Source organism: Bdellovibrio sp. KM01 (genome assembly GCF_013752535.1).
In the GTDB taxonomy this organism is placed as follows: Bacteria; Bdellovibrionota; Bdellovibrionia; order Bdellovibrionales; family Bdellovibrionaceae; genus Bdellovibrio.
Genome location: NZ_CP058348.1, coordinates 3,061,188 through 3,075,531, shown reverse-complemented (window position 1 = coordinate 3,075,531; position 14,344 = coordinate 3,061,188). Strand labels below are relative to the sequence as shown.

Annotated in this window: 10 protein-coding genes; 5 read left to right on the top strand and 5 right to left on the bottom strand. The window is 45.8% G+C overall.

Annotated features, from left to right (window positions below):
• Positions 1 to 14: 14 nt before the first annotated feature.
• Both HW988_RS14860 and HW988_RS14855 read left to right on the top strand, forming a co-directional pair.
• The gene (locus HW988_RS14860) at positions 15 to 1,007 is read left to right on the top strand and encodes a hypothetical protein (protein ID WP_181604990.1); all 993 of its coding nucleotides are present in this window, start codon (positions 15 to 17) and stop codon (positions 1,005 to 1,007) included.
• Between the two features lie 46 nt (positions 1,008 to 1,053).
• The gene (locus HW988_RS14855) at positions 1,054 to 2,127 is read left to right on the top strand and encodes a hypothetical protein (RefSeq protein WP_181604989.1); all 1,074 of its coding nucleotides are present in this window, start codon (positions 1,054 to 1,056) and stop codon (positions 2,125 to 2,127) included.
• 56 nt (positions 2,128 to 2,183) lie between these two features.
• Here HW988_RS14855 and HW988_RS14850 read toward each other — a convergent pair whose 3' ends face one another.
• From HW988_RS14850 to HW988_RS14840, 3 genes are all read right to left on the bottom strand, one after another.
• Positions 2,184 to 2,981, bottom strand: a complete 798-nt coding sequence (locus HW988_RS14850; protein ID WP_181604988.1) for a hypothetical protein — start codon at positions 2,979 to 2,981, stop codon at positions 2,184 to 2,186.
• A 110-nt stretch (positions 2,982 to 3,091) separates the two neighbouring features.
• The gene (locus tag HW988_RS14845; protein ID WP_181604987.1) at positions 3,092 to 3,517 is read right to left on the bottom strand and encodes a DUF2141 domain-containing protein; all 426 of its coding nucleotides are present in this window, start codon (positions 3,515 to 3,517) and stop codon (positions 3,092 to 3,094) included.
• Positions 3,518 to 3,620: 103 nt separating this feature from the next.
• Complete coding sequence (locus HW988_RS14840) at positions 3,621 to 5,087, bottom strand: YiiX/YebB-like N1pC/P60 family cysteine hydrolase (RefSeq protein ID WP_181604986.1); 1,467 nt, start codon at positions 5,085 to 5,087, stop codon at positions 3,621 to 3,623.
• Positions 5,088 to 5,176: 89 nt separating this feature from the next.
• Here HW988_RS14840 and HW988_RS14835 point away from each other — a divergent pair, with 89 nt between their 5' ends.
• The 3 genes from HW988_RS14835 to HW988_RS14825 all read left to right on the top strand — a co-directional run bounded on the left by HW988_RS14835 (position 5,177) and on the right by HW988_RS14825 (position 9,725).
• On the top strand, positions 5,177 to 7,351 hold the full coding sequence (locus HW988_RS14835) for a patatin-like phospholipase family protein (protein WP_181604985.1): 2,175 nt from the start codon (positions 5,177 to 5,179) through the stop codon (positions 7,349 to 7,351).
• Positions 7,352 to 7,462: 111 nt separating this feature from the next.
• On the top strand, positions 7,463 to 8,641 hold the full coding sequence (locus HW988_RS14830) for a DcaP family trimeric outer membrane transporter (protein WP_220128755.1): 1,179 nt from the start codon (positions 7,463 to 7,465) through the stop codon (positions 8,639 to 8,641).
• Positions 8,642 to 8,666: 25 nt separating this feature from the next.
• Entirely contained in the window at positions 8,667 to 9,725 is a 1,059-nt protein-coding gene (locus tag HW988_RS14825) for a type II asparaginase (protein ID WP_181604984.1), read from the top strand.
• A 24-nt stretch (positions 9,726 to 9,749) separates the two neighbouring features.
• Here HW988_RS14825 and HW988_RS14820 read toward each other — a convergent pair whose 3' ends face one another.
• Positions 9,750 to 11,177, bottom strand: a complete 1,428-nt coding sequence (locus HW988_RS14820) for an efflux transporter outer membrane subunit (protein WP_181604983.1) — start codon at positions 11,175 to 11,177, stop codon at positions 9,750 to 9,752.
• The gene (locus HW988_RS14815) at positions 11,174 to 14,338 is read right to left on the bottom strand and encodes an efflux RND transporter permease subunit (RefSeq protein WP_181604982.1); all 3,165 of its coding nucleotides are present in this window, start codon (positions 14,336 to 14,338) and stop codon (positions 11,174 to 11,176) included. Before HW988_RS14815 ends, HW988_RS14820 begins: the two co-directional genes overlap by 4 nt.
• Positions 14,339 to 14,344 lie beyond the last annotated feature (6 nt).

Genomic DNA, 14,344 nt, shown 5'->3' with positions numbered 1-14,344 from the left:
CAGCTGGAGGCGTGATGAAGAAAAAAGTTATTTATGGAGCGGTCTGTGCGCTTGCGGTTGTCGCTTCATTCGCCTACTTCATCTACGATTCAGATTCTAAATCGTCTCCGCGATTCCCAGCCTCGACGCCAGCGAACTACAAAGCTCTCAGTGCCTGTGAAAAGCAGGACGTTTTGTGGAAATTGATTCAGGAGAGCGCTTATAAGCAACTTCCGGAATATAAAGCTCTCGGGCTGACTCAAATTATAGGAATGGGACGACAGGAAGTTACAATTAAGGGATCGCGCTTTGATGATTTTGCTCCAAAAGGCTGGACAAAATTTCTTCATGCCCGCGCGAGCATCACAAAAGTTAAGATCGTTCCTCATCAAAATAAGTATTCAGGACTTTTTCAAGGAGCGGATTGTGGTCTGCTGAGACTTTCGCTCACTTCGGCGGTGAAATCGGGAAGACCGGTGGCTCCGGGGCTGGCTCTTAAGCTATTACGTGATGGAACTTTCAGTACAAATGTATCAGCATTGGTTTCTTTAGATGGCCAGGGCCAGGACTTTAACTTCTTTAAGTATTCGATGTCCAATATTGTACCTATCGGAACTTCCATTGGCCAAAAACTGGTTCATAAAATCTTTCTTGATGCCTCTCCTTATCCAGAGGAGTTGGCGATCCGTGAATTCGCTGAACTGGACCAGAAGGGGCGTAGTGTTGCTGTAGCGACTTCGCCTCGCCAGGTTTTCTTTGTTCCTTCAGAAAAATTAGCGTTTTCTTCTGACCCTCATGACGTCAGAAAAGATTTTGTAACGATCCCGGTGAACACGGTGATCTATCAGATTCGTGCGGTGTCGGAAAAGTATAAAGACTTTAAGTATGCAGACTATTCGGCCGAAAATGTGAAAGTCCTGCTGCAGGATTCTGAATTGGTCGCGGATATCGTGACTACTTCTGAGTTTATCTCTTCATCTTTCGGGGATGAGGGGATCTTTTTCAGACATCAGCTGAAACATAGATAAGATTTTAAAACGTTTATATATTTTGCTCTACGGAGAGGAGTTTCGATTGAAAAGGATTTTACTACTCGCTTTGACAGTTGTTATGGCGTCGTGTGCAAGCACGCCACGGGAGCCTCAATCGGAAGTGACGGCAGCCCGTACGCCTTCGGCTGCGGATCTGACGGGAACTTATCTTGGTGAAGGACTATTTTCCAAACGTACGACGGGAATCAGACGTCCGGCGATGCGCCTTTATATGGAGCGCTCTCAGACTGAAGGCGACACTTATTATGGCGTTCTTTTGGAATACGATCAGTTGATGAACATGGGCCTACCTTATATGGCCAGCCAAAAAGCTCCGATCTTGAATAAAGTGGTGGGTTATCTGGATAAGATCGCGACCAGAATTTCTGTCTATAAATTCGTTCCTGGCGTGAACGCTGGAACTTATGAAATGCACAACGTGGAAGCGCGCGATGGAAACCTGGTGGTTGATCCGAAAGTGGCATTGATGCTAAATCTGAAAAATGGCATCAGCAATCCTTTGGCGGGTGCCACGATCGCTGGAGATCCTGATGGGCAAATCGTATTTCCTGATGTTGTGGATACCGGAAAAGGCGGCGTTTTTTCAAGCATTAACGACGCTTTAAGTTTCAGTCAGTTGGAACTCGCAACGTTGGTTTATAAAAAAGGGCACTTGGCTTCCAGCTGGCGCGGAAACTGGAATGATCTTGAAGGTTCCTATTTATCAGAGTACGGCCGCTTTAAAGATGGCGTGCTGGAGCTTTCGACTCAAAAAGGTCAAAAGAAAGCTAAGTTCATTAAGACGAATACGACGAAAGCCAAATACTTTACTAATCCTAAATCTGGAAACATCGAAGGCGATTACGTTGTCGTTGAACCTGTTCCGAAAATTTACATCTTGGTTCCCGCAAATGGAAGAGCTCCAACGGCGAGTGATGCAGAGATGACGAACCGTATTGGTTTGTTCCTGGATGTATTTGATGGTTCGGCTCCAGAGGCGGGAAGCCATCTGGTGACGGAGCTTGCATTCACAGCTCCACGTGATGCGGAAGATTTCATGATGTATTACGAACATCCTCAACATCTTAGAAATGTCGGTGTTGAACCGAAAAAATAATCGGTTTCGATAGAAGATAAGTTGGAAACCCACGATCCGAAAGATTGTGGGTTTTTTTATTTTTTCTCTATTTCAGACAGGAATCGACTCAGGACGCGACTCACAGGTTTCCAATGTTTGGTGAAGTGATGTCCGCAATCTCCAAAGATATGCACCTGAATAGGTTTTCGCTCACTGACCAAAACCAGGTCCACGATGGCAGATTTTAAATCGATGACTTTATCACGGGCTCCCAGAATGGCGACGGCGGGAATACTTAAACCTTTAAGTGCTCTTAAGGTGTTGTCACTCCGATATGAATACCAAGTGGCATAAGAAAATCCATTCCATTTGTTTTTGGATTTTGGTTTTTTATAGATTGTTTTAATGGCGCGCTCATAGGCAGGTTTTTCTTTAGGACTCGCATTGCTAAGTTCCTCCTTAAGCCAGCCTCGGGTGCCTCCACCGATCATTGCGATGGAAACGATTCGTTTGTCTTTACTGGCAACGACGGGAGTGTTGTAGGCCCCTTCGGAGTATCCAATTAAATGAATCTTATCTTTAGGTGGAATAACTTCCCTGAGGGTTTGAAGAGCGTCTTGAATGCGTTTTTCCTGACGAAAGGATTTTTCAAAAACTTTCTTATCGACATGATCAGCTTCAACACCGGGTTTGTTGATCACCAAGAAATTATACTTTTTGGACATGTGAGCGCCAATAAGACTGACAAGCTCTTGACGATCGCCGTGACGAAATTCAGATCCCGACTCTGGTAAAAATACCACCCATTTATGGGAGGTGCGGGAAGCAAGGGAATAGCAGGCCAGAAGTGTGCGCTGGCCTTTTAATTTGATGATCTTAGTTTCATACGACATCCGTAGATTGAAACTTTATTCTTGAGATTGGACAATGGAAATTTACGTGTGCAGGACTAAGTCGCTGGGGATCGCATGGCAAATTTGATCCCCAGAGAACGCAATAAGAATTAGTAGAAATACTTCATTTTGATTTTAATAGCGGCATCTTCAGTAAGCTCGACCGCACATTTTGAAAATGCCGGTGCACCGACCAAGATTGTTGGGTTGTTAGAGAATCCAAAACCTTCGCGTGGGTAACCCAAAACGGTGTTCAATTTCTTATTGCCATCTTCGTCATGAAGAATTGCCACGGCGTACTTTCCAGCGGGCATGTTGTCCAGAGTGAATTCCAATTTTGAATTTTTCGGAACAGGAACATAAAGTGTTTTGATTGCTTTTTCGGCATCACCAGGGAATGCACGTTGTTCCCTTTCGTGAAAAACGCTGACAGCGGCAAAGCCTTTAGTATTTCTGAAACCTTCAATAGTTACGATTGCGGCGTGGGATACTGTCATTAAAGAAAAGAATGCAGTTAGAAAAGCGATGAATTTCATGGGTGCTCCTTGTAGGCAGAGTTCTTTCAAATAGGGGGCCTAGGGTCAAATGGTCTTGGATTAAAATGAATCCATTTAGCATGGGGCGTAAACTCTGCTGGCATTAATTGCAGCCCTTGCCTCTAAAAAAAGAATGAAATTCCGACTTTTTGCCCTTTTCATAAAGGGCGCAGTCCTCTTTTCTTTTTTGTTCATTCGCGAGCATCATGTCTTGAAAGGACGGCGGGTAGCCTCGTTTTTCGTAAAACGCCTTCTCTTTATCAAAAAGATTTTTTTCCAAAGAATCAGAAACGCCTTCAAAGAGGAGAATTGTTTTTATGGTATCCTTAGGCATATAGGTTGGCATCTGGTCTTTCATAAAACCCAGGAAGCGAAGCCCTTTTCCTAAAGTCGCTTCCGTACCTAGCCACCACGGCTCATAGAACGTGTAGTCCTTTTTGATCATCCATTCATAGATGCTTTGCAAAATTGAATCTTGAATTCGTACTTGTCGCAGCAGCGGGTAAAAAGTTCCCTCAGCCAAATACTGAAAGCGAGGATCGACTTCGATGTCATAGGGTGCAAACAACGTTGCTTGAGTGACTCCCAGGGATTTTGGATAAGGTCCGTCTTTGAATTTGCTGACATGGCTGCGATATTTGGGAACGATCAGTTTTCCATCCGAAGCTTTGTCAAAAGCATAGCGAACAACTTCCGAGCAAAAGGCTCGATCATAGCGGCTGTCATCCATTGCGAAATCATATTCAGCATGAGTTAGACCCCATTCATAAACCAGACGGGCCGCTTTTTCGGCCAGATTCTGATCCGGCAATCTGAAAAGGGCCACGCGGGCATCCTGCGCGTTTCGCCATTTTTCTAGGGGTGTTACAACAACGCCCTCTTGAATCAGGGATTCGACGACTTGAAGCCCGCCCTTATCATCCTGACCGACAATTGCCAGATGAGAGAAATTACCTTCTTCGTCGCCGATTCGTGCGATCATCGCAGAAACAAAACTTTTGCCGCGAATTAAAAGCACATCTCCGGGTATCAGATTGATTTTGTCCAGCGAGGGATCTTTCAGAACAAAAGGAAATGATCCAGCAAGGATCGGGGCTTCTTCAAAGGCAACGACCTTGTTATGCACAATCCACTCGGTAATGTATTCATTGGTGAAGCGGGCGTATTGCAGACCCTCGCGAATTTTTAATACGCATGCTTCGGTAAGGTTGTTAGCTTTGTCAAAATCTTTAAGTCGTTCATGCAACTTCAGACGCAAAAGAAATATCTTTCGGATGACGGAGTCGCCGTTAGTTTTCAAAAATGCAATTTCTTGTGGATTGTGGGGTACAAGCTGATCTGCGGGAAGATAGAAAAGCCAGTCCGTTATTTTGTTAATATACGTGGGACAAGTTTGTGGATTAAAGACTTTGTCGTTACCCAAATCTTGCAGCACCTGGTCTATGCCGGATATCACCATTGAAAAGGTTGTTTTCTCATTGGCTTTGTCAGTAGAGGGAGCTGCGAAAACTTTTTGTGAAAGAATAAAAATTAAGAGCACGCCGAGGCAAAATTTAAGACGAAGAAACATGAGACCTCTCAATTCAATGGCGTCTGTATGTTCGCAGACGAATTAGAATTCTGCAGAGAAAACCGTTTTCTGGTGTCAACCTTTGTAACATGAGAAAATTCTATGTGCTAGGCCTGATGACTTTGATCTTTGCCGTTAACTCATGGTCTGCCGAAAGTCGAAGACCTAAGATTGGCTTGGTTCTTGGTGGTGGCGGGGCTCGTGGTATTGCACACGTCGGTATCATCAAAGTTCTGGAGGAAAACAGAATTCCTGTAGATTGCATCGCAGGGACCAGCATTGGTTCCCTTGTTGGTGCTTCCTATGCTGTGGGCGCAACTCCCGAGGAAATGCGCAAACAAATCAGCGAAGCCAATTGGGGAAATATGTTTTTGGCAAAAGCACCAAGGCAGGCCTATCCATTCCGTCGTAAACAAGACGATAAACTTTCAATGTTGGGTGTTGAAGTCGGACTTGCTGATGGTGGCCAATTAAAACTTCCTCTTGCGGCCATCAGTACACAAGAGATCGAATACTTCCTTCGCAATCTTACTTACGGTGGAACTGTCGCGAACTTTGATAGTCTACCCATTCCCTATCGCGCCATCGCAACGGATCTGGCGACAGGGGAAATGGTGATCATGAAGGATGGAGATTTGGTCACCGCCCTTCGCGCCAGTATGGCCGTACCAGGAATATTTCCGTCTGTGCCTTCTAAAGGACATATTTTGGCCGATGGGGGACTGGTTCGAAATCTTCCTGTGGATGTCGTAAGGAACATGTGCGCCGATGTTGTCATCGCAATTGATGTTGGGGCTGCCCCCTTATCGCAAGGGGAAATCACGGGAATTTTCTCGGTGATGGATCAATACACGCGTTTGATGATGATTCAAAATGTGCGACCTCAGGTGGCGGGATTAAAAGACAAAGATGTTTTTATCGCTCCTCAGTTCGACTCCTTGGGTTCCATGGACTTTGAACACAGTGATAAATTAATCGAAGTTGGAAGAGTGGCTGCAATGAAAGCGTTGCCCTCTTTGCGTCGATACTCGGTATCAGAGAAAGAATACTCTGCTTGGGCCACAAATCGCATCAGCAAAAAGTTAAAACCCAAGCCTATTCAAAAAGTCACTGTTGCCGACAGTGGTTGGGTCAATGCTGCTACTCTGAAGGACGAGCTTAAAGTTCCCACGGGTGTAAATCTCAACATTGACAAATTTCATGATCAGTTGACTCAGCTTTATGCGACCGGGGATTTCAGTCAGCTTGATTACGAACTGTTTGACAGCGGCGCGGGCCAGGATTTGTTGGTTTTACCGGTGCAAAAAAACTGGGGACCTAATTATTTGAACTTCGGTTTAAGTCTGGGAACTGATTTCGAAAGTTCTTATCCATGGAATTTATCAGCTATGTACCGCAGAACGTGGGTGAATAGCCTAGGAGCCGAATGGAAGAGCATTCTGCAAATGGGTAATTCCTCGATGTTCTATACCGAGTTCTATCAACCCACAACGGCGGGTGGGAATGGCTTTGTCGCTCCCTATTTCCGATATTACCGAATTCCTTTGGCTTTGTGGCAAGAAGGCGACGAAGTTGCAAAGTACAAGTATTCTAAAATCTCATTCGGGGCTGACGTGGGTGTCGGATCTGAAATTGGAGAGTTCCGATTTGGTCCAGCTTTCAATGAGTACAGTGCTTCAAGAAATATTGGTTCGTCTATTCTTCCCAATTCACGTACCAATGACTATGGCCTTCGCTTCAACTTTTTTTATGATCAGCTTGATAATTATTTCTTTCCTTCAACCGGGGCTTATTTGGATCTTTATGGATACTATTCAATCGGCGCCTCTGAGGACATCGACAATTATGGATTGTATGGCTTGAACTTCCGCGGCGCTATGACCGCGGGCAAAGGGGTTTTTCAATTCACACTGAAAGGACAAACTTCCACTGGCGATAATGGTGTGCTCGCAGATGTCAGTTGGCTGGGAGGTTTTTTGAATCTTTCCAGTTATCGTTATCAAGAGTTGATAGGGGATCAATTTGCCTATGGATCCGTTCAGTACTATCGGCGCATGCCTTTTTTGTCGGGAAGTTATTGGGGGGCGGCGCTGGAAACCGGGCGTGTCTTTAACTACTTTGACAAAAAAATTGCGGATGAGTGGCATATGTCGGGAACGGGATACCTAGCGTACGACAGTATTCTGGGGCCGATGTATCTGGCGGCAGCCTATGGGGATAATAAAACGTGGAGTTGTTATTTCATGTTGGGCAAACAGTTCTAGATGTTTTTATACAGGTACGACGGATTGCCATGCTGGTGGAAAGTTTAAGTGCTAAAAATATTTTACGGCAAAATTCAGAATTATAACAACCTCACCTTTTAGGAGCTGAGCATGAATGCGTTCAAGAGAAGGGCATTAGGAATAGGTCTGATTGCGATGGGATTTGCGTCCTATGCGCAGGCCGAGGCGAAACTTGAAATCTATGGTTTTACGCAGCTTGATTATATTCAAGATTTCAACCGCGTTGATCCAAATTGGCAGGACACTTTACGCCCTTCCAAAATCGCTTCGACGGATGGTGCCTACGGAAGTGACGGACAAGCTTCGCTCAGTGCCAAACAAAGCCGCTTGGGTATTCAGACCTGGCTTCCATTAAGCGGCGAGGATCTTTTCACGAAATTAGAATTCGATTTTTTCGGAGTGGGATCTGATGAAGGTCAGACGACACCTCGTTTGCGTCATGCCTATGGTCAATGGGGTAGTTGGCTTGCCGGTCAAACGAACTCGCTGTTCATGGACGGAGACATCTTTCCAAACATGCTCGATTACTGGGGGCCGATCGGTATGGCCTTTTATCGTAACCCACAAATTCGTTGGACACCGATGCGTGGCAATCAATCATTGGCGATCGCGATTGAAAGACCCGGCGATGATATTGATCCAGGACAAGTTAGAACTATTGACCCGGATGTTGTCACCAACGCTCAAAAAGATGAGAAGTATCCAGACCTCACTGCGCAGTGGAAGTCTGCGGGTGATTGGGGACATTTTCAAATTGCCGGTATCGTCAGACAAGTTGGTTTTGAGACTAAAACTGGTAATCACGAACCAAGTGACAGTAAAACAGGTTGGGGCGTGGATGTTACCGGAAGTGTTAAGACCGGTTCTGGAAAAATTATGGCCGGAGTTGTTACGGGTGAAGGTATCGCAAGTTATATGAATGACGGTGGTACGGATATGGGACCTGAAGGATCGTTGGGGAATCTTTCCGTAAAGGTCGTTCCATTGACAGCTTTCCTTCTTTACTACGATCACAATTGGAATGAAAAGTTGATGTCGACGATCGGATTTGCGCAAAGTGAAGTAAAGAACACAGATTTGCAAAATGACGATGCTTTCAAACGTGGGCAATACGCTTCCATCAATCTGGTTTCAACACCCGTTAAAAACTTCATGTACGGTGGGGAATTCTTGTGGGGCAGTCGCATGAGCAAAGATGATACGACAACACATGATCAGCGTATTCAAATTACCATGAAATACAGCTTTTCCAGCTTAGATTTTAAATAGGAAATGATAAATCCAAGGAGAGGATATGAAACAAACGATAGGATATGTTTTTATGTCGATCGTTATTTTCACCAGCAGCAGTTTTGCTGCTGATAAGAAAATGAAGGTCCACATTCTGGCGACGGGCGGTACAATTGCTGGGGCGCAAATGAAAGCCGGCGAGTACGGGTATAAGTCGGGAACTTTTAAGGTCGAAGACCTTATCGCAGCGGTTCCGAATATGGGCGATCTTGCGACTCTAACGGGAGAGCAAGTGGCTAATATCGGAAGCCAGGACATGAGTGACGAAGTTTGGCTAAAGCTTGCGAAACGTGTGAATGAAGTATTGAAATCCGATGCTGACGGTGTGGTCATTACTCACGGGACAGACACGATGGAAGAAACCGCTTTCTTTCTAAATCTTGTGGTTAAAAGCGATAAACCCGTGGTGCTGGTTGGTTCTATGAGACCCGCAACAGCGATCAGCGCAGACGGCCCCGGCAATCTGTATAATGCGGTCGCCGTGGCGGCAAGCCCTGGAGCTAAAAAACGTGGTGTTCTGGTTGTGATGAATGATGAAATTCATCAAGCACGTGCCGTGGAAAAAATGAATACGACGAATGTGGAAACATTCCACAGCCCTGAGCGTGGGCCAGAGGGCTACATTAACACCGGTAAAATTGCCTGGTTTGAATCCTCCAACAAAAAGCATACAGCGGGCTCTGAATTCGCAGGTGTTTCACCTAAGAGTCTGCCAAGAGTGGATATTATCTATGCTCATTCTAATATGTCGCCGGACCTGATTGAATCTGCAGTGAAATCAGGTGCAAAAGGTATCGTGATTGCCGGCGTAGGTGATGGCAACATGAATCAAGCATCATTGACGATTTTGGAAAGACTGCAAAAGAAAAATGGTTTGCTGGTTGTTCGAAGCACTCGATTGCCGACAGGCTTAGTTCTTCGCAACAATGAAGTCGACGATGACAAAGCAGGTTTTGTGGCTTCAGGAGAGTTCAATCCAGCTAAGTCTCGTGTATTAGCTCAGTTGGCTCTGACGAAAACAAGCGATCCTAAGAAAGTCCAAGAAATGTTCGAGAAGTATTGAGAGAGAAATTTAAAAGAGACGTCCTTATTGAGAGGACGTCTTCATATCAGCTTTCCAGCCTCCACCTAAAGATTTGTACAAATCTACGACGGACACCAGGCGAGATTGTTGAGATTTTACCAAATCCAATTGCACAGAGAACAATTGCCTTTCGGCATCAAGCACTTCCAAATACGGTGACTGGCCATTCTTATAGCGTAGTTGTGCCAGATAAAGATTTCGTTCGATAGCGACCACCTGTTTTCGCTGTGCCTCAACCACATCCCCATAGGACTGATAGGTTTTCAAAGCATTTCTGACTTCGACAAAGGCATTTTGAATAGCTTGGCGATATTGGATTTCAGCAGCTTTTTGTTGAGCCGTAGCGGCTTCAACCAAGTAGCCGGTTCTTCCCCCATTGAAGATTGGCATCGAGATGCTTGCTCCGTAGCCCCAATTTTGTGATCCATTATTAAAAAGGTTTTTTAAATCGGAACTTTCGTAACCGAAGATTCCACCCAATGAAATACTGGGAAAATAGTAAGCTTTGGCGACCCCAATTAAAGCATTTGAAGAGACCAAATTTTGTTCAGCGGCTAGAATGTCAGGTCGTCGTTCCAGAAGCGATGATGGAAGGGATGATGGCAGTTGGGGAGGCATTATGATCTCGTCAAGCTTACGACCTCGGACCAAGGGAGTTTCGATAATCTCCTTGGGACTTTTTCCGATCAGGACTGACAAGAAACTTTCTGCTCGGGAAATTTGATCGTCAAGTTTTGAAACTGTCGCTTCGGCAGCACGCATTTCCGATTCGGATTGACGGGCATCGAGTTCTGATCCGATACCGCCCTTGAAACGTCTAAACATCAGCTCATAAGACGAAATCCGCGACTTTAAAGTATCCTGGGCAATCGCGTGCTGCAGATCTAGAGAGCGTAAAGCAAAGTATCCGCTGACCACTTGGCTAAGAAGCGTCAACTGCACATTGGCGCGGTTGTAGTCTGCGCTCAGCAACTGAGCCTTGGCGGATTCGTTGCTACGACGGATTTTACCCCACAAATCAATTTCATAACTTAGACTTAATCCCAACAAGAAGCTGTTGCCTACGCTGTCGGTTCCCTGCGGAATCGGCGTCATACCTGTTTCAGTCACTTTTTCCCTGATAGCAGAGCCACTTAAATCCAAACTGGGAAAGTATTGGGATTTTGAAATTCCCAATCGAGCGCGGGCTTCATCGACTCTGGCCAACGCTAATTCCAGATCCAGATTGTGTTCAAAAGCCAATTGAATCAGCTTGTCTAAAGTTCCGTCGCCAAACTGTTTCCACCAACCCAGTTCAAGATTTTGTTCATTGGAGTTTGCGAACAGAGCCGACGGCAGATTTGATGTCGGTCGCTTGTAGTCCGGTCCCACCGCGCAAGCGCATAAAAAGCCGTAAGTGCTCAGACCTGCAATGAGCCATCGTTTCTTCATAAAGGTTCTCCTGCTGGCATTGGTGGTGGAGTTTGCGGAGTTGGTTTTTCTTTCTTAGCGGATTTCTTCATTTTTATTCCAGTGATCACGACAAAGAACATCGGGATAAAGAATGTCGCCACGAAAGTACTCACGAGCATTCCCCCGATGATGCCTGTACCTATCGAGTGACGACTGGCAGAGCCCGCACCGCTGGAAATTGCCAAAGGCACCGCACCCAAGATAAAGGCAAGGGACGTCATCACGATAGGACGGAAACGCAGTTTTGCAGCTTCATAGGCGGCATCAGCGATGCTAAGTCCTTCGTGCATTTTCTCGACGGCAAACTCGACAATCAAAATGGCATTCTTTGCCGAGAGGCCAATCAAAGTTACCAGGGCGATCTGGAAGTAGACGTCGTTTGCCAGACCACGCAGGTAATTGGCCGCTAAGGCGCCCAGGATCGAATAGGGTACTGATAACAAAACCGAAAATGGCAACCCCCACTTTTCGTACTGAGCTGCCAAGATTAAAAACACGAAGATTAAAGCATAGATAAATACCTGGGCGGAAGCACCGCCCGTAAGCTTTTCCTGATAGGCTGTCCCCGTCCACGCAATACTGTAATCGCCAGCCAGACTTGAGGTCGCAAGTGTATCTTCAACCACTTTGATAACCTGACCTGAGCTGTATCCCGGAGCTGGGTTGGCGAGGATACGAGCTGCAGGAAAGATATTCAGGCGCTCCACCATTTCTGGCCCGGTCACCTTTTTAACATTTACCAAAGCAGTGATGGGAATCATGCTGCCATTATCAGATCGAACATAGATGTTACGGATATCGTCGGGCCGAGCGCGATAATCACCCTCTGACTGCAGCTGCACCTTAAACGTACGTCCAAACTTGTTGAAGTCATTGATATAATAACTGCCGAAAGTAGCCGACATAGCATCAAAGACGGTATTGATTGGGACCTGATAGGCTTTGGCTTTTTCACGATCCAGATTCAGATAAATCTGCGGAATGTTCGCGCTGAAATTGGAACCAATGCTTCCGATGGCAGGATTGTTTCGTAGTGAATCCATAAACTGCTTGGTCTTTGTCGCCAGAGTTTTGCTATCGGAGCCGCCTCGATTCTGAAGATAGAATTCAAGACCACCAGTGGTACTCATACCTACGATAGCGGGTGGGCTTAAAGCCATTATGGCGCCGTCGCGGATGACTTGATTTAGTCCTATAATATTTCTGACAACCGCCGTGGCAGATTGATCCTCTTTTTTACGCTCTTTCCAGTCTTTAAGAGTGATAAAGCTGGTGCCCGTGTTGGTTCGATTTGAACCTGAAATCAAATCAAATCCCGACAGTGAAACCACGTCTTTTACATTGGGATTATTGGTGATGTAGTTGTCCATTTGATCGGATACTGCGACGGTTCGGGAAAGTGAAGCACCGTCTTGGAGATTTGGAATACCAAAAACATAGCCTTGGTCTTCATCAGGCACGAGGCCTCCGGGTACCAGTTTAAACATGCCAATGATGCCGGCGCCACACATAAGAAACAAGGCGGCACTGATGAAGAGGCGCTTATTGAAAAACTTTACGCCAGCGACGTAGCCATTCGTAAGTTTGTCAAAAATATTGTTAAAACCGCGGAAGAAACGATTCGGTTCGTGATGTTCTTCCTTTAAAAGCATCGCACAAAGAGCCGGTGTCAGGGTTAGCGCGACTAAACCCGATATGGCGACTGAAACGGCGATTGTGATGGCGAACTGTTTATACATTTGACCGGCAAGACCGCCGACAAAGGCAACTGGGATAAATACTGCTGACAGAACCAGAACGATGGCAATAACGGGACTGGTAACTTCTTCCATTGCTTTGATGGTTGCTTCTTTTACGGGGAGTTTTTCGGTTCGCATAATCCTTTCGACGTTTTCCAGAACGACGATCGCATCGTCGACAACCAGACCGATTGCCAACACCAGACCAAAAAGTGTTAACGTATTAATCGAAAATCCCAGGGCATACATTCCGGCAAAGGTACCAATGATGGAAACTGGAACTGCCAGGCAGGGAATAAGAGTTGCGCGCCAGCTTTGTAAGAATAAATAAACCACGATGAAAACCAGGATCATCGCTTCCATCAAGGTGTGAATAACTTCTTCGATGGAAACTTCGATAAATTTTGTCGTGTCGAAGGGGATGTCGTACGCCAGACCCGGAGGAAACTTTTGCGACAGATTGTGCATGGTCTCTTTAACCATGTCAGCGGTTTGCACCTGATTAGCGCCTGGTGCCAGATAAACGCCGATACCAATGGCGGTTTTGCCATTCCACTTTGTTTGTACGTCATAACTAAGCGCGCCTAATTCCACCCGGGCAATGTCGCGGACGCGAAGTTTGGAACCGTCGGGGTTGGAGCGAACAATAATGTCCTCAAATTGTTTGGGATTTTCCATACGCCCTTGAGTAGTGACGGTAAAAGTGAAGTCCACTTGATTATTTAAAGGCTCAGCTCCGACTTTACCAGCAGCGAACTGTGCATTCTGTTCTTTTACCGCATTGATCACGTCGGTAGCAGTGACTTTCATTTGCGCCATGCGATCGGGTTGTAGCCAGAGGCGTATAGAATAATCTTGGGCACCGAAAATACTGGCATCTCCCACGCCAGGGATACGTTTGATTTCGTCCAGAACATTGATCAGTGCATAGTTGCTGATATAAACGGAATCATAGCGTTGATCGGGCGCGCGTAGACCAATCATCTGTAAAATTGCCGAAGATTTCTTTTTAACTGTGACACCTTGACGACGAACTTCTTCGGGCAGGGTCGGTAGTGCAGTTTGTACCTTGTTGTTAACATTGATGGTATTTTGATCGGGATCTGTTCCAATCGCAAAAGTTACGGTCAAAATCATGTCGCCGTTCGATGAGTTTGTTGACTGCATGTAAAGCATGTTTTCGACCCCATTGACTTGTTGTTCAATGGGAGCCGCGACTGTCGAGGAAATTGTTTCGGCAGAGGCGCCTGGATATTTGGTCGTCACTGATACTTGTGGTGGAACTATATCTGGATACTGCGAGATGGGGAGCGCCTTAATAGACGCATACCCCGCAATCATAATGATCAAAGAAATAACACAGGAGAAAACGGGTCTATTGATGAAAAACTTCGAAAACATGATTTC

Bases quoted from the DNA above. Each gene is read 5' to 3' on its own strand.
- HW988_RS14860 (WP_181604990.1), top strand. From the start codon at position 15: ATGAAGAAAAAAGTTATTTATGGAGCGGTCTGTGCGCTTGCGGTTGTC.
- HW988_RS14850 (WP_181604988.1), bottom strand. From the start codon at position 2,981: ATGTCGTATGAAACTAAGATCATCAAATTAAAAGGCCAGCGCACACTT.
- HW988_RS14845 (WP_181604987.1), bottom strand. From the start codon at position 3,517: ATGAAATTCATCGCTTTTCTAACTGCATTCTTTTCTTTAATGACAGTA.
- HW988_RS14840 (WP_181604986.1), bottom strand. From the start codon at position 5,087: ATGTTTCTTCGTCTTAAATTTTGCCTCGGCGTGCTCTTAATTTTTATT.
- HW988_RS14835 (WP_181604985.1), top strand. From the start codon at position 5,177: ATGAGAAAATTCTATGTGCTAGGCCTGATGACTTTGATCTTTGCCGTT.
- HW988_RS14830 (WP_220128755.1), top strand. From the start codon at position 7,463: ATGAATGCGTTCAAGAGAAGGGCATTAGGAATAGGTCTGATTGCGATG.
- HW988_RS14825 (WP_181604984.1), top strand. From the start codon at position 8,667: ATGAAACAAACGATAGGATATGTTTTTATGTCGATCGTTATTTTCACC.
- HW988_RS14820 (WP_181604983.1), bottom strand. From the start codon at position 11,177: ATGAAGAAACGATGGCTCATTGCAGGTCTGAGCACTTACGGCTTTTTA.
- HW988_RS14815 (WP_181604982.1), bottom strand. From the start codon at position 14,338: ATGTTTTCGAAGTTTTTCATCAATAGACCCGTTTTCTCCTGTGTTATT.